Here is a 22,292-nt window from a genome sequence, read left to right as displayed (position 1 = left end):
GGGCCACGGCTCACCGGCAACCACCCGTTTGCACGGCACAATTCCCGCCCGCTGCGCCCCTGCCTTGCACATGCCCCCCCGACGGCCTAGGCTGCCCGCGCACCAATGCCGGGAAGCTCGATGGCCACGATTTCGGAACAGACCTTTTTTCTGGACCCAGATTTCGAAGGCACGCTTCAGCAGCAGCTTCAGCACATGGTCACCTCGGCGATCCTGTCGGGTCGGCTGAAACCCGGCGACAAGCTGCCCTCGTCGCGCAAGCTGGCCGCGCATCTGGGGATCTCGCGGATCACCGTGACGCTGGCCTATACCGAGCTTCTGGCCAATGATTACCTGACCTCGCGCGGGCGATCGGGCTATTACGTCTCGCTGTCGGCCCCGCGCCCACCGGCCTTCGAGTTGTCGCGCGGCGGCAGCGAGGACCGCGTGGACTGGTCCCGTGCCCTGGGCCAGAAGTTTTCCGCCTACGCCCCCGTGCACCGCCCGCCCGACTGGCGCCGCTATCCCTATCCGTTCATCTACGGCCAGACCGATCCAACCCTGTTTGACCATCGCAACTGGCGGGTCTGCGCCATGCAGGCGCTCGGCCAGCGCGATTTCGAAGCCCTGACGGCGGATTACTACGAGCGCGATGATCCCAAGCTGGTGGAATACATCCTGCGCCACATCCTGCCGCGCCGGGGCATCACCGCGCGCCCCGAAGAAGTGCTGGTCACCCTGGGCGCCCAGAACGCCCTGTGGATTGCCGCCCAGATCCTGCTGACCCAGCGCCGTCTCGCCGCTTTCGAAAACCCCTGCTATCCCGGCCTGCGCGAGATCCTGAACCAGACCCGTTGCAAGACGCTGGCGGTGGATGTGGACACCGACGGGCTGGACCCGGACGCCCTTTCCGACGAGGTTGACGCGGTCTTCACCACCCCCAGCCACCAGTGCCCGACCAACGCCACCCTGCCGCTGGAGCGCCGCATGGCACTGCTCGACCGGGCCGAGGCCGACAATTTCCTTGTCGTGGAGGACGACTACGAGTTCGAGATGTCCTTTCTCGACACCCCCTCACCGGCGCTGAAATCGCTGGATCGCAACGGGCGGGTGATCTACATCGGCTCGTTCTCGAAATCGCTGTTTCCGGGGCTGCGGCTGGGCTATCTGGTCGGCTCGGAACCCTTCATCCGTGAGGCCCGCGCCCTGCGCGCCCTCGTGCTGCGCCACCCGCCGGGGCACCTGCAACGCACCGCCGCCTATTTCCTGTCGCAGGGCCATTACGACAGCCAGATCAAGCGCATGGGGCTGGCCTATGGCGAACGCCGCGTGGTGATGGATCAGGCGATCCGCGCCCACGGGCTGACCCTGGCCGGGACCGAACAATTCGGCGGTTCCAGCTTCTGGATGACCACGCCCGAAGGCATCGGCAGCCGCGCGCTGGCCCGGGAGCTTCTGGACCACGGCGTGCTGATCGAACCGGGGCGCGCCTTCTTTGCCCCGGACGCACCCGACAACCGCCACTACCGGCTGGCCTATTCCTCGATCCCCGCCGATCGCATCGCCGAAGGTATCGCCCGGCTGGCACAGGCCCTGGACCGCCTGCAACCCGGCACCGGCCAATCCCAGCACACCCCCGCCCCGATTTCCCATTGACCCATGCCCGGAGCCCCGCCCATGAGCCGACTGACCGATGTGATCGCCGCCATTGATGCGGCCAATGCCCAGGATCCGAACCAGACCGATGGCCGCCCCGAGGCACAAGTCTATGGCGAGCGGATGAGCGCGGAACTGGCGCGGCTGTTCCCCGAGGCGTCCGAGGTGCTGCAACTGGCGGCGCGCGGCCAGCACATCGAACGCTGGACCCTGAAACGGGCAGACTACCCCGAAGGCCGCGCCGGCTATCTGACCTGGCGGCGCGATCTGGCCAAACACCACGGCGCCCGCGTGGCCGGGATGATGCGCGATGCGGGCTATTCCGACGCCGAGGCCGACACCGCTGCCAGCCTGCTACGCAAGGAAGGGCTGAAACGCGACCCGCAGGTGCAGGCGCTGGAGGACGTGATCTGCTTCGTGTTCCTGAAATGGTATTTCGCGCCCTTCGCGGCCAAGCATCCGCAGGACAAGGTGCACGGCATTGTCGTCAAGACCGCGCGCAAGATGTCGGAAGAAGGCCGTGCCCGCGTGCTGTCGGAATTCGACCTGCCCGAAACGCTGGCCTCGGCCTTCCGGATCTGACCAGGCGGCCCGCCGCGGCGCCATCTCCCCCCCCGGCGGGTGCGGCAAGCAGCGCCCTGCCCACCTGGCGCCACCGGCCCGATGTTCCGCCAACCTGCCCCAGCCCGGACCCGTTTCCGGGCTTTTGGCACCGGGACGGGAAAATCCTCTCGCCAGTGTCGAAAAATCCGGTCTAGACTGACGCCAGGACCACCCCAGCCCAGGAGACGCGCCAGGTGACCATCCCGAAGGTCGATCTCGACACCTCGCCACATGTGTCGGACGAAATCCGCAAGACGACCTGCTACATGTGCGCCTGCCGCTGCGGGATCAACGTACACCTGAAAGACGGCAAGGTTTCCTATATCGAAGGCAACCGCGACCACCCGGTGAACAAGGGCGTGCTCTGCGCCAAGGGGTCGGCCGGGATCATGCAGCACACCGCGCCCTCGCGCTTGCGCAAACCGCTGCTGCGCACCGGGCCGCGCGGGTCGGGCCAATACCGCGAGATTTCCTGGGACGAAGCCCTGTCCACCGCCGTCGGCTGGCTGAACGATCTGCGCGAAACCGCCCCGCACAAGCTGGCTTTCTTCACCGGGCGCGACCAGTCGCAATCCTTCACCAGTTTCTGGGCCCAGAACTTCGGCACCCCGAATTACGCCGCCCACGGCGGCTTCTGCTCGGTCAACATGGCCGCCGCCGGCATCTACACCATGGGCGGCGCGTTCTGGGAATTCGGCCAGCCCGACTGGGACCGCACCAAGCTGTTCTTCCTGTTCGGCGTGGCCGAGGATCACGACAGCAACCCGATCAAGATCGGCATCGGCAAGGTCAAGGGCCGCGGCGGGCGCGTGGTCGGCGTCAACCCGGTGCGCACCGGCTATAACGCGGTGGCCGACGATTGGGTCGGCATCACGCCGGGCACCGACGGGCTGTTCATCATGGCGCTGATCCACTGCCTGATTGAGGCGGGCAAGATCGACCTCGACTATCTGGCGCGCTTCACCAACGCCCCCTGTCTTGTGGGCAAGGACGGGCTGCTGCTGCGCAATGCCGAGGACAAGCTGGTGGTCATCGACCGCGCCACCAGACAGCTTGCCCCCTTCGACCAGAAGGGCGTGCGTCCCGATCTGGCCGCCAGCCACGATGGCGCCCGCACCGTGTTCCAGCACATGGCCGAACGCTACCTGTCCAAGGACTACGCCCCCGAAGCGGTGGCCGTCACCACCGGCATCCCCGCCCCGCGCATCCGCCAACTGGCCGCCGAGATCGCCCATGCGGCCTTTGATCAGGCCTTCACGCTGGATCAGGAATGGACCGATTTCCGGGGCGACACCCATGCCAAGATGGTGGGTCGCCCGGTCAGCTTCCACGCCATGCGCGGGATCTCCGCCCATGCCAACGGCTTCCAGACCTGCCGTGCGCTGCACGTCCTGCAGATCATCCTTGGCACGGTCGAGGTGCCCGGCGGCTTTCGCTTCAAGCCGCCCTATCCCAAGCCGGTTTCGGCCCATCCGACCCCGCACGGCCGTGACCGTCCCGGCCGCCCGCTGGACGGCCCGCACCTTGGCTTTCCGCGCGGCCCCGACGATCTGCTGCTGGAAGACGACGGCTCGGCCAGCCGCATCGACAAGGCGTTCACCTGGGAAAACCCGCTGTCGGCGCATGGGCTGATGCACATGGTGATCTCGAACGCGGTGGCGCAGGATCCCTACCCGATCGACACGCTGTTTCTCTATATGGCCAACATGTCGTGGAACTCCTCCATGAACACCTCAGGTGTGATGGAGATGCTGACACGGCGCACCGACGACGGCGACTATGTCATCCCCCGGATCATCTATTCCGATGCCTACAGCTCGGAAATGGTGGCCTATGCCGATCTGATCCTGCCCGACACCACCTATCTGGAACGGCACGACTGCATCAGCTTGCTGGATCGCCCGATCTGCGAGGCCGAGGCCGCCGCCGATGCTATCCGCTGGCCGGTGGTCGAACCCGACCGCGACGTGCGCGGCTTCCAGACCGTGCTGATCCAGCTGGCCAACCGTCTGGGCATGCCGGGCTTCACCGATGCCGAAGGGATGCCGATCTACAAGGACTACGCCGACTATATCGCCAACCACCAACGCCGACCGGGCATCGGCCCGCTGATGGGCCATCGCGGTGAAACCGCCGACCAGACCGGGCGCGGCGCGCCCAACCCCGACCAGATCGACCGCTATATCGAACAGGGCGGCTTCCATATCCACCACATCCCCGACGCGGCGCAATTCTACAAACCGTGGAACATGGCCTATCAGGACTGGGCGGTGGAACTGGGCCTGTTCGATGCCCCGCAACCCTATCTGTTCGAACTGTGGTCCGAACCCCTGCGCCGCTTCCAGCGCGCCGCCGAAGGCCATGGCGACCGCCAGCCGCCCGAACACCTGCGCGAAAGGGTGCGCCGCAGCATGGACCCGCTGCCCTATTGGGAGGAGCCCCAGGGCACCGACGACAGCTATCCGATCCGCGCTCTGACCCAGCGGCCCATGGCCATGTATCACAGCTGGGGCAGCCAGAACGCCTGGCTGCGGCAGTTGCACGGGGTCAACCCGCTGTATGTTCCGCGCAAGCTGTGGGACGAACACGGCTTTGCCGAGGGCGACTGGGCGCGGGTCACCTCTCCGCATGGCGAGATCACCGTGCCTGTGGCCCTGCAAGAGGCGCTGAACGCCAATACCGTCTGGACGTGGAACGCCATCGGCAAGCGCAAGGGCACCTGGGCGCTGGATGACGATGTGCCCGAGGCGACCAGGGGCTTCCTGCTGAACCACCTGATCCACGAATTGCTGCCGCCCAAGGGCGACGGGCTGCGATGGGCCAATTCCGACCCGATCACCGGGCAGGCCGCGTGGTTCGACCTGCGGGTGCGGATCGCAAAGGCCGACCCGCCGCCGCCCGAGTCCCAACCCGCATTTTCGCCCCTGCCCAGCCCGGTGGGCAAAGGCCCAAGGAGCCGCCCATGATCCGCGCTGCCCGCCCCTCTGACCTGCCGCAACTGGCCGAACTGTACCGCCGTGGTGCCATGGCCAATGCCGGCGACGTTGAAAAACTTAAAGCCCACCCCGAGCTTCTGGAACTGGACGTGGATCTGCTGGACATCATCCATGTCTGCGAGGGCCCATCCGGGGCCATCATCGGCTTTGCCGCGCTGACCCGCTCGTGTCCCGAGGCCGAACTTCTGGCGCTGTTCGTCGATCCCTTCCACACCCGCAGGGGCATCGGCCGGGCGCTGCTGCACGCGGCCTTGGGCGAGGCGATGACGGCGGGCTGCACTTCTTGCCGGCTGGTGGTGAATTCGGCGGCCTACGGGTTCTACACCCGGCAAGGCTTCACCGAGGTCGAGCAGGTCGAGACCCCGCTGGGACCGGCGCCGATGATGCGCCGCGTGCTGACCGAGACCGCTCCGGGCCAGACGCCAGCCATACCTTTTCCAGACGCTTTCCAGACCCCGGAATCCGAGGACTCATGACCCAGCTCCCTGCTTCGACCGACCGCAAGATGGGGCTGGTGATCGACCTTGATACCTGTGTCGGCTGTCACGCCTGCGTCATCGCCTGCAAGGGCTGGAACGATCAGGGCTATGGCGCGCCGCTGTCCGATCAGGACCCCTATGGTGCTGCCCCGCAAGGCACCTTTCTGAACCGCGTCCACACCTATGAAGTCACCCCCGAAAGCGGCGGCGCGGCCCAGACCGTGCATTTCCCCAAGTCTTGCCTGCATTGCGACGACGCCCCCTGCGTGACCGTCTGCCCCACCGGCGCCAGCTACAAGCGCACCGAGGACGGCATTGTTTTGGTCAATGAATCCAGTTGCATAGGATGCGGCTTGTGTGCATGGGCCTGCCCCTACGGTGCCCGCGAGATGGACAAGGCCGAAGGCGTGATGAAGAAATGCACGCTGTGCGTCGACCGGATCTACAACGACAACCTGCCGGAAGAGGACCGGGAACCCGCCTGCGTGCGCACCTGCCCCGCCGGGGCCCGCCACTTCGGCGATCTGGGCGATCCGGGCAGCGCCGTCAGCCAGTTGGTGGCCGAACGCGGCGGCATGGACCTGATGCCCGAACTGGGCACCAAACCGGTCAACAAATACCTGCCACCGCGGCCCAAGGACGACCAGATCAACATTCTGGCCCCCCTGCTGGAACCCGTCGCTGAAACCCCGCAGGGCTTCCTCGGCTGGCTTGACCGCGCCCTCGACCGCCTGCCCGGAGGATCGGCCTGATGCATCCCGCCCCATCCGTCATCGCCTTCACCACCCTGTCGGGCTTTGGTCTGGGACTGTTGTTCTGGCTGGGCCTGGGCCTGCCGCCCGTGACCGGATGGGCCGCATTTTTCTATTATTTGCTGGGGTTTGGGCTTGCTGTTGGCGGATTGGCCGCGTCCACCTTCCACCTTGGCCACCCCGAACGGGCGTGGCGGGCGCTGACCCAGTGGCGCTCAAGCTGGCTGTCGCGCGAGGGCTGTCTGGCGGTGGCCGGTTTGCTGCTGATGGGTCTTTTTGCCTTAGGGGCAGTGTTCTTCGGCGCACACTGGCAACCGCTGGGATGGCTTGGCGCGTTGCTGTGTCTGGCCACGGTCTGGGCCACGGCGATGATCTATACCCAGTTGAAAACCGTGCCGCGCTGGCACCAGCCCGGCACCCCGGCGCTGTTTCTGGCCCTGTCCCTATCGGGCGGCGCAATCTTCGCCGCCCCCGCACTGGCGCCGCTGCTGCTGGCGCTGGCCGGGGCGGCCCAACTCTGGGTCTGGCATGCCGGCGACCGGCGCTTTGCCGAAGCCGGATCGACCATGCAGACCGCAACCGGGCTGGGCGACGGTGGCGGCCTGCGGCAGATCGCCAGCCCTCACACCGGCAGCAACTATCTGCTGGACGAGATGGTCTTTGTGGTGGGCCGCAAGCACGCCCGCAAGTTGCGCGGTCTGGCCTTTCTGGGCATGGTGGCCCTGCCGGTCCTTGGCCTGACGCTCAGCCATCACCCGGTGATGCTGGCGCTTGTCGCCGCCCTGCATCTGGCCGGCGTCGGCGTGTCGCGTTGGCTGTTCTTCGCGCAAGCCGAACACGTGGTCGGGCTCTACTACGGTAAACGGTAAGCCTGCCGCGACGGGCCGGACCCGGCCTAGCGGATCAGGATTGCCCTGAAATCATTGACATTCGTGCCGGTAGGACCGGGTTCGAACAGATCACCCACGCTGTCGAAAGCCCCCCAGGCGTCATGCCCGTTCAGCAGCGCCATGGGGTCTTGCCCCGCTGCCCGCAGCCGGGCGGCGGTGGTACCATCGGCAAAGGCCCCGGCATTGCTTTCCGAGCCATCGATGCCATCGGTATCGGCCATCAGCAGGGTGACACCGGGGATGTCCTGCAGCGCAAGGGCCGCCGACAGCAGGCATTCGGTGTTGCGCCCGCCGCGCCCGCCCTCGGCGCGCAGCGTCACCGTGGTCTCGCCCCCCGACAGCAGCATCACTGGCTTTTGAAACGGGCGGTCGCGGGTGGCGCATTCGCGCGCAAGGGCGGCCAGAACGCGGCCAACCTCGCGGGCTTCTCCCTCCATCGCGTCCGACAGGATGACCGCCGGAATGCCCTGCCCCTCGCACGCTTGCGCCGCCGCTTCCAGCGACAGCCCGGCCGAGGCGATGACAGTCACCGTATGCCCCGCGAACGCGGCCGCATCCGGCCCCGGCGCCGGTGTGGCCTGCGCCAGATGCGCCATCAGACGCTCCGGCAGGTCGATGCGATAGGCGCGCACCAGCGCCGCCGCGTCCTCGGGCGATGTGGCGTCCGGCACCGTCGGGCCAGAGGCGACCTGCGCCGGATCATCCCCGGGCACATCCGAGACCACCAGGCTCACCACCCGCGCCGGATGCGCCAGCGCCGCCAACCGACCGCCCTTGACGCCGCTGAACTGCTTGCGGATCGCGTTCATGGCAGAGATCGGCGCGCCCGACGCCAGCAGAGCCTTGTTCAGCGCGACCTCGTCGTCAAAGGTCAGCCCCTTCTGGGGATCGGGCAGCAAGGCCGAACCGCCGCCGCAGACCAGCGCCACCACCAGATCGTCGGGGCCAAGCCCGCTGACCGCCTGTTTCAGCGCCGCAGTGGCCTGCAACCCGGCGGCATCGGGCACCGGGTGCGCCGCTTCCAGCATGCGGATCTGCCGGCAGGGTGTTGCATAGCCGTAGCGCGTCACCACCACCCCTTCCAATGGCCCATCCCAGAGTTCTTCGAAGGCGGCCGCCAGTTGCGCCGCCCCCTTGCCCGCCCCGATGACCACCGTCCGCCCTTTCGGCCGTTCCGGCAAATGCCGCGCCAGAGCATGCCGGGGGTCCGCCGCCGCAACGGCAGCCTCGAACAGCGCGGTCAGAAAGGCCTTGTCGTCGCGTGAAATCATGTGGCTGGTCCTCGTTCAGTCGTTGGGCCGCAGTCTCGCCTCTGCACCCCGTGAGGTAAAGCCAGCGGAACCGGGTTTCGTTCCCGGACATCCGTTTCGGGCGTTGCGGTCGATTGTCCGAACGCATGCCAGTGAGAAACCGGCCAACGCCGACCACCAGAATGAGCGCCAGTCCGCTTGTCGCGACGCGTTAACGAAATAATCTTGACGGGTCCCACTATAGACTGTGAATATTTTGAAGTTTTCTCAGGGTACCGAAAAATTATATGTCAAAAGCTTCGCGAAAAACCGGGTCCACATTGGTGCGCCACCTCCCAGAAATCGCCTTTGTCTGTGGCGTCTCTCTGCTGGCCTTCGTCTGGGGCGTGGCAGCCATGGAATACCGCATCTTCCCGCACAAGCAGCTGGTTTGGATCAAGGCCGGATTTGACGCGCTTGGGGAACTGGAAGATCAGGAACTTCCCTATACCGTCGTCCGGCTTGCCACCGAAGAGTCGGACGTGGACTCCACCTCCACACTGGGGCCAGTTCCGGACGATCAACTGATCCTGATGACCGGCGGTTTTCATCATCGCCGTGACCTTTGCCCGACCTTCGGATGCCTGGCCTATGTCATGGATCATGAAGGAACGGTGTTCCATACGTGGGAGGTGGACCCCGAAGCCCTGTTCCCGCCCGAGCGCCTGGCCGATTTCTCGGGCAAGGCGCAGGCCGAAAACGTCTATGTGCAGGGGCTGGACATGACCGATCAGGGCGATCTGATCGTTACCTTCCAGGCGCGCAACATGTACCCCTATCACGTCGGCATCGCGCGCGTGTCGTGGGAGGGCGCGGTCGATTGGGTGCGCCCCGATCATAGCCACCACTGGCCCACGGTCACCGACGACGGCACCATCCTGGCCCCCGCCGCCACGGTTGAAACCGCGACGAAATTTGTCGCCGCGACCCAGGTGCGCACCGACTGCAAGCTGGGCTCGGTCTTTCAGGAGGGCGTGTCGATCATCTCTCCGGATGGCAACGAGGCGACAACCTATTTCCTGGACGATTCGGTTCGCGCCTCGGACATGCAGGGGCTGGCCTATGCGGTGCGCAACGATTGCGACCCCTACCACGTCAACGCCGCGGTTGAGGTCACTCCGGCACTGGCCAAGACCCTGGACGACGTGAATGCAGGCGACCTCCTGGTGTCGCTGCGTTCAAGTTCCTCGCTGGTGATCCTCGACCGGGACACGGGCGTGATCAAGTATCACTATTTCGGCCCGATGGTTGCCCAGCACAGCCCGCGGGTTCTGGCCGATGGAACGGTGCTGGTCTTTGACAACCAGGGGGGTCAAGCCACCAGCAGCGGGACCCGCATCCTGCGCGTGAATCTGGCCAAGCGCACGGCCCGGACCATCTTCCCAACCTCTCCAGAACAGGCTGGGGGCGATCTGGATGCGGATGTTTCCGGCGCGGTGCGTGAAAGTCCTGACGGACGCCACATGCTCATCTCGGAAACCATCAACGGGCGGGTGATCGAGGTGGATATCACCACCGGTGAAGCGGTCTGGATATTCAACGCCGTGTCGGACCTCGCCCCGTATCTGGAAGAACAGGGCGAGGATCCTGATGGGCCAGTGCTTGCCCGCCTTCAGACTCATGGGGCAGACTACTTGCCGAAAGCCGACTTCGAGCGGCTCTCGGGCTCGTAGTCCGACTCAGGCGTCCTCGGTCTCCTCCTCTCCTACGGCGGCCAGAAGGGCGGCGTTGCCTCCGGCAGCGGTGGTGTCGATGCAGACGTGACGCTCCATCCGGCAGCGGGCGGCCAGATCGGCCTCGCACAGCAGGGGCACGATCTTGCCGTCTCGCGCCGCCAGCGCCTGCCGCAGGGGCCGCAGATCACGGTCCTCAGCCCAGGCAATCACCGCATCAAAGCCGGTCAGGCGGCGCAGGGCGTCGGGTGTCAGGACCCCGTCGACTGCGCCAGTTCCCGTCGCACCGGGGGCGACGATCACGGGCTGACAGCCCTGTTCGCGCGCCGTGGCCGCCTGGGATTTCGCCGCATCAAGGCTGGACCCAAGGCAAAGCACCACCCCCCGGCCCAGTTCGGTCAGGCGGTTGGATTCCCCCGTCGGCCCGGCCAGGCTGATGGTGGACAGGACCACGCGCGGTTTCGCGCCCGCTGCGACCAGGGCCGCCTGCACGGCCGTTTCTTCGGCCGCCCGGCCATTCGGCAGGGCGAAGGTCGCGGCGGCTTCGGGCCGGGTGAACCGCGCCACATAGGCCGGCCCGCCGGCCTTGGGACCGGTGCCCGACATGCCTTCCCCGCCGAAGGGTTGCGAGCCGACGATAGCGCCGATCTGGTTGCGGTTCACATAGATGTTGCCGGCCCGGATCCGCTCGGTCACCTCGGCGACGCGGCTGTCCATTCGTGTGTGCAACCCGAAGGTCAGGCCAAAGCCGGTGCCGTTGATCTGGGCGATCACGCGGTCCAGATCGCGGGCCTTGAAACGCACCACATGCAGGACAGGGCCGAAGACCTCCTTGCCGATGTCGCCGATGCTGTCGACCTTCAGGACCGTGGGCTTCACAAAGTATCCGGTGGCGGGCACCTTGCCCTGTTTCAGCACCCGGCCCTCGCGTGCGGCAATGTCGATATGGGCCTGAATGCCGTCGCGCGCGGTGGCCGAGATCACCGGACCCAGATCCGCTGACAGGTCCCAGGGATCGGTGGCGCTCAGCTCATCCATCGCGCCATACAGCATCGTCAGCAGCCCGTCCGCGATGTCGTCCTGCACATAGAGACAGCGCAGCGCCGAGCAGCGTTGCCCCGCCGACTGGAAGGCCGAGGCCACGATATCGCGCACCGCCTGTTCGGGCAGCGCGGTGCTGTCCACGATCATCGCGTTCAGCCCACCGGTTTCGGCCACCAGCGGCGCCGAGGGGGCCAGATGCGCGGCCATGGTGCGGCTGATCCTTTGTGCAGTGGCGGTAGAGCCGGTGAAGCACACCCCGTCCACGCGGGCATCGCCGGTCAGTTGCGCGCCAAGAACCGCCCCCAATCCGGGCAGCAGTTGCAGGGCATGCGGCGGCACTCCGGCCTCGCGCAGGCAACGCACGGCGAAGGCGGCGGTCAGCACCGTGGCCTCGGCGGGTTTGGCCAGCACGCCATTGCCCGCCGCCAGACAGGCCGAGACCTGCCCGGCGAAGATCGCCAGCGGGAAGTTCCACGGCGAGATGCAGGTCATCACCCCGCGCGGTGGCTGGGTCAGCTCCAAAGCGCGGGCAGCATAGTAGCGCAGGAAATCCACCGCTTCGCGCAACTCGGCGATGGCGTCCTTCTGGGTCTTGCCCGCCTCGCGGGTGACCAGCGCGAAGATCTCGCCAAAGCGGTCTTCCATCAGGTCCGCGGCCCGGTTCAGCACTGTCGCGCGGTCGCTGGCCGGGGCCTGCCACGGGGCAGCGGCGGCCAGCGCGGCCTCGGCTTCCCCGGGCGTGGTGTCGCGCAGATGGCCGACCAGATCGTCGGGATTGGCCGGGTTGCGCACCTCGGCCACCGGGCCTGCGCCGCCAGGCACGGCCAGCATCGGGCCTGCCTCCCAGACATGGGTTCGGAAGGGCGCGCGGGCCTCCTCCAGCCGGGCCAGATCACGGCGGTCGTGCAGGTCCAACCCCTTGGAGTTCGGACGCTCGGGCGCATAGACATCGTCCGACGGCACCACTGCGCCGACCGGTCCGGGCGCCTCCAGCGCCGCGAAGGGGTCGGCGGCCACCACCGAGGCCGGCACATCCTCATCGACGATCTGGTTCACGAAAGAGCTGTTGGCACCGTTTTCCAGCAGCCGCCGCACCAGATAGGCCAGCAGATCGCGATGCGCCCCCACCGGCGCATAGATACGGCAGCGGGTGCCGGCGTCCTTCAGCACCATGTCGTGCAGCGCATTGCCCATGCCGTGCAGGCGCTGGAACTCGTAAGCCTGCGGATCGGCGCCCATTTCCAGGATGGCGGCAACCGTATGGGCATTGTGCGTGGCGAACTGCGGATAGATGCGGTCGGTCATCCCCAGCAGCTTCTCGGCGCACAGGATGTAATGCACATCCGTCGCCGTCTTGCGGGTGAACACCGGAAAGCCGGGCAGGCCTTCGACCTGCGCGCGCTTGATCTCGGTGTCCCAATAGGCGCCCTTGACCAGCCGCACCATGATGCGGCGGTCGTGGGTTTCGGCCAGCGCGTGCAGCCAGTCCAGAACCGGGGCGGCGCGCTTGCCATAGGCCTGCACCACCACGCCGAACCCGTCCCATCCGGCCAGATCGGGCGCCGCCAGAACCGCGGCGATCACATCCAGCGACAGGTCCAGCCGGTCGGCCTCTTCCGCATCGATGTTGAAGCCCATGCCACCGATCATCGCGCGGCGGGCCAGATCGGTAACGCGCGGCACCAGTTCGGCCATGACCCGGTCGCGATGCTGCTCCTCGTACCGCGGATGCAGGGCCGACAGTTTGACCGAGATGCCGGGATTGGCCCGGATATCGCCACCGTCACTGGCTTGCGTCAGCCGGGTGATGGCCCCGGCATAGGCATCGAAATAGGCGGCGGCGTCGCGGGCGGTCAGCGCCGCCTCGCCCAGCATGTCGTAGGAATAGGTATAGCCCTTCTTGCGCGCGCCCTTGCCGCGTTCCAGCGCATCCGCGATGGTTTCGCCCAGCACGAACTGCTGGCCCATCTCGCGCATGGCCTGTTTGACGGCGGTGCGGATCACCGGCTCGCCCAACCGTTTGACCATGCCGCGCAGCACGCCCGCCACCCCGGTGCCGTCCTTCAGAACCTGCCCGGTCAGCATCAAGGCCCAGGTCGAGGCGTTGACCAGCGACGAACTGGAATGACCCAGATGCTGGCCCCATTGCGAGGGCGCGATCTTGTCCTCGATCAGGTCATCGATGGTTTCGGCATCCGGCACCCGCAGCAGCGCCTCGGCCAGACACATCAGCGCGATGCCCTCGTCGGTGGACAGGCCGTATTCGGCCAGAAAAACCTCCATCAGCCCCGGCGCGCTGTCGCCCCGGATGCGGGTCACCAGCCCTTCGGCGCGGGTCGCGGCGCGATTGCGAAAGGCGGTGTCCAATGCGCTCTGGCTGGACAGGGCATTCAACAACCCCATTTCCTGGGACAGGGTCTGGGCCCGGATGGTGGCGCGCAGGTCTTGAAGCTTGGTCATGGAAGTCTCCGGAACAGGTACTGTGGCCCGTTTACCAGATTCCCTTGAGCCGGGTTTCCTGTCTTGATTGACATTTCGGGACAATGGACCGAATGTCAGTCGCCATTCTTGCCGGATCGACTGATTTATGCCCTCCAACAGCCCATTAGACCCGTTCGACCGAAAGATTCTTGTGGAATTGGGGCAGGATGGCCGGATGTCCGTCACCGAGCTTGCCCGCAGGGTCGGATTGTCAAAAAGCCCGACTCAGTCGCGCCTGCAGCGACTGATCCGCGAGGGATACATCCAGGGCTTCCGCGCCGTGCTGGATCCGGCGCGGCTGGACCGCAACCACGTGACCTTTGTCGAGGTCAAGCTGACCGACACCACCGAACCGGCGCTGCAAGCCTTCAACCGGGCGGTGCTGGCCATGCCCGAGATCGAACAGTGCCACATGATCGCGGGGTCTTTCGACTATCTGCTGAAGGTTCGGTCGCGCGACATCGGCAGCTATCGCCGGGTGCTGGGCGAAAAGATCTCGGCCCTGCCGTTCGTCGGCAACACCTCGACCAACGTGTCGATGGAGGCGATCAAGGAAAGCGCGTTCTGAAGCTTGCCTCGCCCCTGCCTGCGGATCATGGTGCGCGCGGGGAGGATGCCGATGTTCAAGGTCATTTGCGGGGCGTTGCTGGCGGCGGGATCGGCGGCGGCGGGTCCAACGTTCACCGACCGCGCAACCGATCTGCCCGGCCCGGCCCATGTCTATGACGGCGGGTGGGAGCATTTCGTGGGCGGCGGCGTCGCGGTTTTTGACTGCAACGGCGACGGCCTGCCCGAGTTTCTGCCCGCGGGCGGCAGCAATCCCAGCCCGCTGTATCTGAACACAACAGCCACCACTGGCGCGCCGCTGAAATTCGACCGGGCCGAGGGGCAACCCCTGGCCGGGGTGACCGGGGTCACCGGCGCCTATCCGCTGGACATGGATGGCGACGGGGTGCTGGACCTGTTCGTGCTGCGTGTTGGTCCCAACATCGCCCTGCGCGGGTTGGGCGATTGCCGGTTCGAAGATGCCACCGCCGCCTGGGGGCTGCCGCAGGCCGACCGCTGGTCCACCGCCTTTGCCGCCACATTCGAGCCGGGCCAGACCCGCCCGACGCTGGCCATCGGCAACTATGTGGACCGGACCGACCCCGAAGGCCCGTTCGAGGCCTGCGATGCCAACATCCTGCTGCGCCCTGAAGGCACAGGCTATGGCCCCGAAACCCTGCTGGAGCCGGGCTATTGCGCGCTGTCGGCACTGTTTTCCGACTGGGCGCGCCGGGGCCGGGCCGATCTGCGGCTGTCCAACGATCGCCACTACTACGTGCGCGCGGGGGCCGAGCAGATGTGGCAGATGTCGCCGCTGCGCCTGCTGGGGCCCAAGGACGGCTGGGAAAGGGTTTCGATCTGGGGCATGGGCATCGCCAGCCGGGATCTGAACGCCGACGGACGCCCGGACGTGATGCTGACCTCGATGGGCGACCAGTTGCTGCAGTTCTCGGACGGAGAGACTGGGTTTCGCAATGCGCCCTGGGGTCAAGGCTCGCAAGCCACGCGGCCCCATGTCGGAGATGACGGGCGGCCCTCGACCGGCTGGCATGCGCAGTTCGGCGATGTGGACAACGACGGTCTGGCCGATCTGTTCATCGCCAAGGGCAATGTCCAGCAGATGCCCGGAAACGCCATGCGCGATCCCAACAATCTGCTGCTGCAACGGGCCGATGGCACCTTTGTCGAGGCCTCGGTCGAGGCCGGGGTCGCCACGATGGAGCGGTCGCGCGGCGCGGCGCTGAGCGATCTGAACGGCGATGGTCTGCTGGACCTGATCGTCGTCAACCGCCGCGCGCCGCTGGAAGTCTGGGAAAATACCACGGCGGATGCAGGCAACTGGCTGGCCGTGACACCGGTGCAGGACAGGCCCAACCGCTTTGCCATCGGCGCCTGGGTCGAGATACGCACGGCGCGGGGCGTCCAGCGGCAGGAGATGACCGTGGGCGGAGGCCATGCCGGGGGACAGGCCGGGCCGTTGCATTTTGGGCTTGGGGCCGCGACGGGGGCCGAGGGGCGGGTGATCTGGCCCGATGGCACCGCGACAGACTGGCAACAGGTGACGGCCAATCAGGCGATCACGCTGAGCCGGCAGAACTGACCCGGTTCAGCGATCTATGGACAGACCACTGGGCACCCGGTCGGGAATGCCCAAACGCCCGCTGAGCGCCACGGGGTCTTCCAAAGCGGTCAGGAAAGCCAACAGCGCCTCCATCTCTGTCGTCGTCAAGGACACCGGCGGCAAGGTGGCCCGCACGGCAATCTCGGCACTGGCGGCGGGATCGTCGAGGATGCGCCAATCCGAAACTCCCGGCAGATCCGGCAGCACCGCCTGTCCACGGTCGTAGCTGGTGATGGCGCTGTCCGGGTCCAGATGCGCGGTCAGGAACGCCCGCAGATCCGAATAAGCCCCGGCATGGCCCCACGGCCCGGTGCGGGTGACATTGCGCAGGCTGGGGGTGCGGAAGGCAAACAGGGCATCCGCGTCACCTGTCACCCGAAATCGGCCTTCGTCGCGGGCGTGGTTTTCAAAGCGCGCCGCCTTGCCGGGGCCAAGCTGCGGCTGGCCCATGGCGTGAAACCCGTGGTCGGTCAGCAGCGGACCGGAGTGACAGGTGCTGCACCCGGCCTTGCCATAGAACAGCGCCATGCCTTCGGCCGCCGTGCCCTGCAACGGCGTCTCGTCGCGAAGATGGGCATCATAGGCGCTGGTGTCGCTGCGCCATTCAAAGGCCATGAACTCGGCCACCGCGTTGGAGATATCGGTGAAGGCAATGCCTCGCGTCGCGGTCTCGGGATAGGCGGCCGCGAACCCCGCTTCATAGGCAGGAAGGGCCGCGACGCGGGCGGCAATCAGATCCCAGGCCCCGCCCGGCCCGGTGATCAGCCCCTGCCGCACCGCGCGGCTGACCTCGTTCTCGGAATAATGTCCCGCCATCTCGTCCTGGCTCAGCACCGGAAACATGGTCTGCCCCGACAGGATGCCCGCGAACCCGGTGACCATCTCGTCCTCCAACGGGGTGCGGAAGCCGGCTTTGCGGGTCCGGTCCACCTCGATCCGGCCATCGTGGAACAGCACCGTGATCTCGCGGGCGCCCATGTTGAACAGCGCCGGCGCATTGCGCGGGATGCGTTGCTCGGGCGGGTTGGCGGGATTGACACTGCGCTCGGGGCCAAGCCCCTGCCCGCCCTCGCCCAGCGACAGGCTGACCCCGTCGCTGGTGGCGAATTTCGGATGATGACAGGTGGCACACGAGATATTGCGATTGCCCGACAGGATCGGATCGTAGAACAGCAGCTGCCCGATCTCGGCGGCGGCCCGGTTGACCGGCAGATAGTCGGCGTCAGCCAGCGGCGCGGGCAGCGGATCGGCCCAAGCGGCCCCGACCCCGGCCCCGATCCCGAGGATCAGCGTCAGAACCGGGTGCCCGCCCGCCCGTACCCGCTGCGAAAGGCTCACAGCAGGGCTTCGAACAGCGCGCGGGTGTTTTCGGCCGTCATCTTGACCGGGTTGCCGCCGACGGAAGGGTCGCGCAGCGCATCGGCGGTCAGCCGGTCCAGATCGGGATCGGTGACTCCCAGCTCGGTCAGGGTGGCGGGAATGTTCAACCGGCGGTTCAAAGCGTCCACGAAGGCGATGAACCCGTCATAGCCGCCGTCGATGCCCAGATAGGCGGCGGCGCGGGTGATGACGTCCTCTGCGGCGGGGCGGTTGAACTTCAGCACCTCGACCATGCAGACCGCGTTGGTGGTGCCGTGATGGGTGTGATGATGCGCGCCCAGGGGGTGGCTGAGGGCATGGATCGCGCCCAGCCCCTTCTGGAAGGCCGTAGCCCCCATGGCCGCCGCCGACATCATATGCGCGCGGGCCTCAAGATCCGCCCCATCGGCATAGGCGCGCGGCAGGTACTCCTTGACCAGCCGCATGCCTTCCAGCGCCATGCCCTGCGACATCGGGTGATAGTGCGGCGAGCAATAGGCCTCAAGACAATGGGCGAAGGCGTCCATCCCGGTGCCGGCGGTGATCGCGGGCGGCATGCCCACGGTCAGTTCCGGATCGCAGATCACCTGCACCGGCAACATCTTCGGGTGGAAGATGATCTTCTTCTCGGCGGCCTCTTCATTGGTGATAATGCCCGCGCGTCCCACTTCCGAGCCGGTCCCGGCGGTGGTCGGCACGGCCACGACCGGCGCAATGGCCGCGGCATCGGCGCGGGTCCACCAGTCGCCAATATCCTCGAAATCCCACAAAGGGCGGGTCTGCCCGGCCTGAAACGCAACCACCTTGCCCAGATCCAGCCCCGAGCCGCCACCAAATGCGATCACCCCGTCATGGCCCCCGGCCCTGTAGGCGGCGACCCCGGCCTCGACATTTGCCCCGGTCGGGTTGGGATCCACATCCGAGAACATGGCGCGACCCAGCCCGGCGGCCTCCATCAGGTCCAGGGTCCGGGCGGTGATCTCCAGCCCGGCCAGCCCCTTGTCGGTGACCAGCAGCGGGCGCGTGATGCCGGCGACCGCACAGGCCTCGGCGATCTCGGAGATCCGGCCGGCGCCGAAACGGATGGCAGTGGGATAGGACCAATTGGCAACCGGGCTCATGGCTCAGCCTTTCTTGAAGTGAAGGGATTTCGGGCGGGTCAGGGCGTGGAAGCCCAGCACCGACAGACCGGCACCGCATCCGGTGTCCTTGCAACCGGTCCAGCACAGCGCCGGATCAAGATAGTCGCAGCGGTTCATGAAGACCGTGCCCGATTGCAGCTGATCGGCGATACGGCCCGCCGCCTCGGCATCGGCGGTATAGATCGCCGCCGTCAACCCGTACTGGCAGTCGTTCATCAGCGCGATCGCCTCGTCGTCATTGGCCACCGGCATGATGCCGACCACGGGGCCGAAGCTTTCTTCGCGCATGATCTCCATGTCGTGGGTCACGCCGGTCAGGATCTGCGGCGACAGGTAGGCGCCGCCGTCGTCGCCCTCGAAGGGTGCCAGATGGCTCGTGGCGCCTGCCGCTACCGCATCGGCGATCTGGGCGCGCACCGTGGCGGCAAAGCGGGCATGGGCCATCGGGCCGATTGTGGTCTCGGGGTCCAGCGGGTTGCCCAGCTTGTGGGTTTTCACCAGCGCGGTGCATTTCTCGACGAAGGCATCGAACAGGCTTTCGTGGACATAGATCCGCTCGATCCCGCAGCAGCATTGGCCCGAGTTGAACATCGCGCCATCCATCAGCCCCTCGACAGCCGCGTCCAGATCTGCGTCGGCCCGAACATAGCCCGGATCCTTGCCGCCCAATTCGGTGCCCACCGGGGTGAAAGTGCCTGCCGCGGCCCGCTCCATCGCGCGGCCACCGCCGACCGAGCCGGTGAAGTTCACGAAATCGAAGGCCCGCGCGGCGATCAGGCCGCTGGTGGTGTCATGATCCAGCACCACATTGACGAAAACATCCTCGGGCACGCCCGCCGCATGGAAGGCTTCGGCCAGATGCTCGCCCACCAGCAGCGTTTGTGTCGCGTGTTTCAGCACCACCACATTGCCTGCCATCAGCGCCGGCGCGATGGTGTTGATCGCGGTCATGTAGGGATAGTTCCACGGCGCCACCACCAGCACCACGCCATGCGGTTCGCGGACGATCTTGCGGGTAAAGGCGGCGCTGTCCTCGATCACCATGGGCGCCAGCGTGCTGTCGGCGATGGAGGCCATGTATTTGGCCCGTTCCTCGAACCCGCCGAATTCGCCGCCATAGCGGATTGGCCGGCCCATCTGGCGGGCCAGTTCGTCGGCCATGCGGTCGGTCTGGCTGCCGATGATCTCGACGGCCTTCAGCACCAGCGCCACGCGCTCGGCCAGCGGTCGGGCGGCCCAGGCCGGTTGCGCCGCGCGGGCACGCGCCACCGTGGCGGCAGCGGCATCGGGGGCAAGGGCGGGACGGCGCACCAGCACGGCGCCGTCGATGGGGGAAATACACTCCAGAGTGGTCACGGAGGATCCTTTTCATTTGTCGCCGGAAGGCCCGGCCTGCCAACTGCAATTGCGTACGGAAAAAGCCGCACCGCCCTTGGCGCACGGGACGTTTTCCAAATCGTTACATCCAAGCCCGCCAGCCGGTCCAGTCCTGGCGCATTGCGCAGACGCGACGGAACGTCCGGGCCTTGGGATCGTGCCTCACATGCCGGCTATCACGCACGCTCGAACCCGCGGGCAATTTCCCAATCGGTGACGGCGGCATCGAAGGCTTCCTGCTCGACCTCGGCGCAGCGGGTGTAATGGGCCACCACGTCTGCCCCGAGTGCGTCTTTCAGCATCGCCGAGCCGCGCAGCGTCTCGATCGCGGCGCGCAGGGTCTGCGGGATCTCGGGGGCCTCCTTGGCGGCATAGACATCGCCGGCGGTCTCGGACGGCAGCGGCAGCTTTTCCTCGATGCCCGCCAGACCGGCGGCCAGCAATGCGGCCTGCGCGAGATAGGGATTCAGGTCGGATCCGCCGATCCGGCATTCGACGCGCACCGCCGCCGTGCCGTCACCGCAAACCCGGAAACCCGCGGTGCGGTTGTCCACCGACCAGGCCGCCTTGGTGGGCGCGAAGGTGCCCTTCATGAACCGTTTGTAGCTGTTGACATAGGGCGCCAGGAAGAAGGTCAGATCGGCGGCATATTTCAACTGGCCAGCCATGAAGGATTGCATCGTCGCCGACATGCCATGCGGGCCGTCGGGATCGCGGAACACCGGGGTGTCGCCCTTCCACAGCGACTGGTGCAGATGCGAGGATGACCCCACCTTGTCGGCGCGCCATTTCGGCAGGAAGGTCACGGCGCGGCCCGCCTGCCAGGCGATTTCCTTTACCGCGTGCTTGGCGATGGTGTGGTGGTCGGCACAGGACAGGGCGTCGGCATAGCGGATGTTCAACTCCCCTTGCCCGGTCTCGGCCTCGCCCTTGGTGTTTTCCACCGGGATGCCCGCCGCGAACAGGTGGTTGCGGATCGGCCGCATCACGTCCTCTTCCTTGGTGGTCTGCAGGATGTGATAGTCCTGATTGTAGCCCGAGAACGGCTCCAGGTCGCGGTACCCGCCCTTGCGCAGCTCGTCGAAGCCCTTCTCGAACAGGAAGAACTCCAGCTCCGAGGCCATCATCGGGGTCAGCCCCATCGCTTCGGCACGGGCCACCTGCCCCTTCAGGATGGCGCGCGGATCATGCGGCACCGGCTTGTGGGTATGATGATCCAGCACATCGCACAGCACCATGGCCGTGCCCGCCAGCCAGGGTACCGGCCGCAGGGTGTTCAGGTCGGGTTGCATCACATAGTCGCCGTAGCCCTGCGCCCAGCTGGTGGCGGCATAGCCGTCCGGCGTCGCCATCTCCTGATCCGTGGCCAGCAGATAGTTGCAGCAGTGGGTTTCCTTGTGGCCGTGTTCGATGAAGTTCGCGGCATGGAAGCGCTTGCCCATGAGCCGGCCCTGCATGTCGGTGAAGCAGACCAGAACGGTGTCGATATCGCCCTCGGCGACAGCGGTTTCCAGCGCGTGAAAGGTCAGGGGCGAGGGCATTGCGGCACTCCGGTGTTGCGGCGGCGCGCGGCCGCCAGAGGCGATTGGGACAGGACAGGCGGGCGGTGGCCGATCACGGGGCGGCGCCCTGTGCGGCCGGCAGCGCCACGGCCAGGGCGGCGGCCAGCGTGTCGGCCATGGCGGCGCATTGCGCCGGGGTTCGCAGCAAGTCGTTGCGCACTTCGATCATCACGTTCAGCCGCTCCTGTGGCAGGGCGTGAACCTCCAGCGTGTGAAGGACTCCGTCGGAAGGACCGTAGGGGGCGTTCAGCGCCGATTGCAAGCCCGAGACGTCGCGCACGGCGGCCAGCATGGCACGGGCCAGCCGATCATCGGCCCCATGCAGGAACCCAAGCTCCACCGCGCGCGGTTTGCCGTGATAGACCGGGGTGAAACTGTGGAGGGTCACCAGCACCGGCGGCACCGGATGCGCCGCCAGAACCTTGCCCAACAGGGCGTGGAACGGGTCGTGAACCTCGGTCTCGCGACGGCGGCGCGCAGTGGCCGTCAGATCGCGGTTGCCCGGCACGTCGATCACTTCCGAACGTGCCGGTATCGCATCGGCCGCCCCGACCGGCCGGTTGCAATCATGCACCAGCCGCGACACCCGCGACAGGACCAGAGGCGCGTCAAGACGCTGCGACAGGGCCAGCGACAGATCCCGCGCGCCAATGTCCCAGGCCGCATGCGACGTCCTGTCCGCCACCGCCAGTCCCAGACCGTTCAGGCGGGCCGGGATGGCATTGGACGCATGTTCGCAGGCCAGAACCACAGCACTGCGTCCCTTTGGCCGGTGCAGCACACAGGCCGGCCTTTCGGCGGCAGACAACAGCGGTTGGGGGTCAGGGCTTTCCATTGATCGGA

General features: G+C 66.8%; 16 protein-coding genes. 9 read left to right on the top strand and 7 right to left on the bottom strand.

Annotated features, from left to right (window positions below):
- The first annotated feature begins 120 nt into the window (after nucleotides 1-120).
- The 6 genes from H8B03_RS09565 (at nucleotide 121) to H8B03_RS09540 (ending at nucleotide 7,334) form a co-directional block, all read left to right on the top strand.
- Nucleotides 121-1,635: a PLP-dependent aminotransferase family protein gene (locus tag H8B03_RS09565; protein ID WP_193141509.1), complete on the top strand. Its 1,515-nt coding sequence runs from the start codon at nucleotides 121-123 to the stop codon at nucleotides 1,633-1,635.
- 21 nt (nucleotides 1,636-1,656) lie between these two features.
- Nucleotides 1,657-2,217, top strand: a complete 561-nt coding sequence (locus tag H8B03_RS09560) for a DUF4202 domain-containing protein (protein ID WP_193141508.1) — start codon at nucleotides 1,657-1,659, stop codon at nucleotides 2,215-2,217.
- A gap of 215 nt (nucleotides 2,218-2,432) precedes the next feature.
- Nucleotides 2,433-5,204: a molybdopterin oxidoreductase family protein gene (locus H8B03_RS09555; RefSeq protein WP_193141507.1), complete on the top strand. Its 2,772-nt coding sequence runs from the start codon at nucleotides 2,433-2,435 to the stop codon at nucleotides 5,202-5,204.
- Nucleotides 5,201-5,710, top strand: coding sequence for a GNAT family N-acetyltransferase (locus tag H8B03_RS09550; protein WP_193141506.1), 510 nt, complete (start codon nucleotides 5,201-5,203; stop codon nucleotides 5,708-5,710). The genes H8B03_RS09555 and H8B03_RS09550 overlap by 4 nt, the downstream gene beginning before the upstream one ends.
- Entirely contained in the window at nucleotides 5,707-6,465 is a 759-nt protein-coding gene (locus H8B03_RS09545) for a 4Fe-4S dicluster domain-containing protein (protein WP_193141505.1), read from the top strand. The genes H8B03_RS09550 and H8B03_RS09545 overlap by 4 nt, the downstream gene beginning before the upstream one ends.
- Nucleotides 6,465-7,334, top strand: coding sequence for a DmsC/YnfH family molybdoenzyme membrane anchor subunit (locus H8B03_RS09540; RefSeq protein WP_193141504.1), 870 nt, complete (start codon nucleotides 6,465-6,467; stop codon nucleotides 7,332-7,334). Before H8B03_RS09545 ends, H8B03_RS09540 begins: the two co-directional genes overlap by 1 nt.
- Before the next feature lie 26 nt (nucleotides 7,335-7,360).
- Here the strand turns inward: H8B03_RS09540 and H8B03_RS09535 are convergent, their stop codons facing one another.
- Nucleotides 7,361-8,626, bottom strand: a complete 1,266-nt coding sequence (locus H8B03_RS09535) for a glycerate kinase (protein WP_226925816.1) — start codon at nucleotides 8,624-8,626, stop codon at nucleotides 7,361-7,363.
- Between the two features lie 302 nt (nucleotides 8,627-8,928).
- Here H8B03_RS09535 and H8B03_RS09530 point away from each other — a divergent pair, with 302 nt between their 5' ends.
- The gene (locus H8B03_RS09530; protein ID WP_193141503.1) at nucleotides 8,929-10,317 is read left to right on the top strand and encodes an arylsulfotransferase family protein; all 1,389 of its coding nucleotides are present in this window, start codon (nucleotides 8,929-8,931) and stop codon (nucleotides 10,315-10,317) included.
- Nucleotides 10,318-10,323: 6 nt separating this feature from the next.
- Here H8B03_RS09530 and putA read toward each other — a convergent pair whose 3' ends face one another.
- Entirely contained in the window at nucleotides 10,324-13,821 is a 3,498-nt protein-coding gene (gene putA, locus H8B03_RS09525; RefSeq protein ID WP_193141502.1) for a bifunctional proline dehydrogenase/L-glutamate gamma-semialdehyde dehydrogenase PutA, read from the bottom strand.
- 127 nt (nucleotides 13,822-13,948) lie between these two features.
- On the opposite strand from putA, the gene H8B03_RS09520 reads away from it, so the two are divergent.
- Together H8B03_RS09520 and H8B03_RS09515 are read left to right on the top strand one after the other, a co-directional pair.
- Nucleotides 13,949-14,410, top strand: a complete 462-nt coding sequence (locus H8B03_RS09520) for an Lrp/AsnC family transcriptional regulator (RefSeq protein WP_193141501.1) — start codon at nucleotides 13,949-13,951, stop codon at nucleotides 14,408-14,410.
- A 45-nt stretch (nucleotides 14,411-14,455) separates the two neighbouring features.
- Nucleotides 14,456-15,988: a CRTAC1 family protein gene (locus H8B03_RS09515; RefSeq protein WP_193141500.1), complete on the top strand. Its 1,533-nt coding sequence runs from the start codon at nucleotides 14,456-14,458 to the stop codon at nucleotides 15,986-15,988.
- 6 nt (nucleotides 15,989-15,994) lie between these two features.
- Here the strand turns inward: H8B03_RS09515 and H8B03_RS09510 are convergent, their stop codons facing one another.
- From H8B03_RS09510 to H8B03_RS09490, 5 genes are all read right to left on the bottom strand, one after another.
- Nucleotides 15,995-17,305 carry a cytochrome c peroxidase gene (locus H8B03_RS09510; RefSeq protein ID WP_193141562.1) on the bottom strand — a complete coding sequence of 437 codons (1,311 nt, stop codon included), beginning with the start codon at nucleotides 17,303-17,305 and terminating at the stop codon, nucleotides 15,995-15,997.
- A gap of 38 nt (nucleotides 17,306-17,343) precedes the next feature.
- Complete coding sequence (locus tag H8B03_RS09505) at nucleotides 17,344-18,489, bottom strand: iron-containing alcohol dehydrogenase (protein ID WP_193141499.1); 1,146 nt, start codon at nucleotides 18,487-18,489, stop codon at nucleotides 17,344-17,346.
- Nucleotides 18,490-18,492: 3 nt separating this feature from the next.
- Nucleotides 18,493-19,866, bottom strand: a complete 1,374-nt coding sequence (locus H8B03_RS09500; protein ID WP_193141498.1) for an aldehyde dehydrogenase family protein — start codon at nucleotides 19,864-19,866, stop codon at nucleotides 18,493-18,495.
- A gap of 197 nt (nucleotides 19,867-20,063) precedes the next feature.
- Nucleotides 20,064-21,428, bottom strand: a complete 1,365-nt coding sequence (locus H8B03_RS09495) for a glutamine synthetase family protein (protein ID WP_193141497.1) — start codon at nucleotides 21,426-21,428, stop codon at nucleotides 20,064-20,066.
- Nucleotides 21,429-21,501: 73 nt separating this feature from the next.
- Nucleotides 21,502-22,284: an N-formylglutamate amidohydrolase gene (locus H8B03_RS09490; protein ID WP_193141496.1), complete on the bottom strand. Its 783-nt coding sequence runs from the start codon at nucleotides 22,282-22,284 to the stop codon at nucleotides 21,502-21,504.
- Between the last annotated feature and the right edge of the window lie 8 nt (nucleotides 22,285-22,292).

It is taken from the genome of Meridianimarinicoccus sp. MJW13 (assembly GCF_014901205.1).
Taxonomy (GTDB): Bacteria; Pseudomonadota; Alphaproteobacteria; order Rhodobacterales; family Rhodobacteraceae; genus Meridianimarinicoccus.
This window is presented reverse-complemented; position numbering and strand designations above follow the sequence as displayed.

Bases quoted from the DNA above. Each gene is read 5' to 3' on its own strand.
- H8B03_RS09505 (WP_193141499.1), bottom strand. From the start codon at position 18,489: ATGAGCCCGGTTGCCAATTGGTCCTATCCCACTGCCATCCGTTTCGGC.
- H8B03_RS09495 (WP_193141497.1), bottom strand. From the start codon at position 21,428: ATGCCCTCGCCCCTGACCTTTCACGCGCTGGAAACCGCTGTCGCCGAG.
- putA (WP_193141502.1), bottom strand. From the start codon at position 13,821: ATGACCAAGCTTCAAGACCTGCGCGCCACCATCCGGGCCCAGACCCTG.
- H8B03_RS09540 (WP_193141504.1), top strand. From the start codon at position 6,465: ATGCATCCCGCCCCATCCGTCATCGCCTTCACCACCCTGTCGGGCTTT.
- H8B03_RS09490 (WP_193141496.1), bottom strand. From the start codon at position 22,284: ATGGAAAGCCCTGACCCCCAACCGCTGTTGTCTGCCGCCGAAAGGCCG.
- H8B03_RS09545 (WP_193141505.1), top strand. From the start codon at position 5,707: ATGACCCAGCTCCCTGCTTCGACCGACCGCAAGATGGGGCTGGTGATC.
- H8B03_RS09515 (WP_193141500.1), top strand. From the start codon at position 14,456: ATGCCGATGTTCAAGGTCATTTGCGGGGCGTTGCTGGCGGCGGGATCG.
- H8B03_RS09565 (WP_193141509.1), top strand. From the start codon at position 121: ATGGCCACGATTTCGGAACAGACCTTTTTTCTGGACCCAGATTTCGAA.
- H8B03_RS09560 (WP_193141508.1), top strand. From the start codon at position 1,657: ATGAGCCGACTGACCGATGTGATCGCCGCCATTGATGCGGCCAATGCC.
- H8B03_RS09535 (WP_226925816.1), bottom strand. From the start codon at position 8,626: ATGATTTCACGCGACGACAAGGCCTTTCTGACCGCGCTGTTCGAGGCT.
- H8B03_RS09550 (WP_193141506.1), top strand. From the start codon at position 5,201: ATGATCCGCGCTGCCCGCCCCTCTGACCTGCCGCAACTGGCCGAACTG.
- H8B03_RS09520 (WP_193141501.1), top strand. From the start codon at position 13,949: ATGCCCTCCAACAGCCCATTAGACCCGTTCGACCGAAAGATTCTTGTG.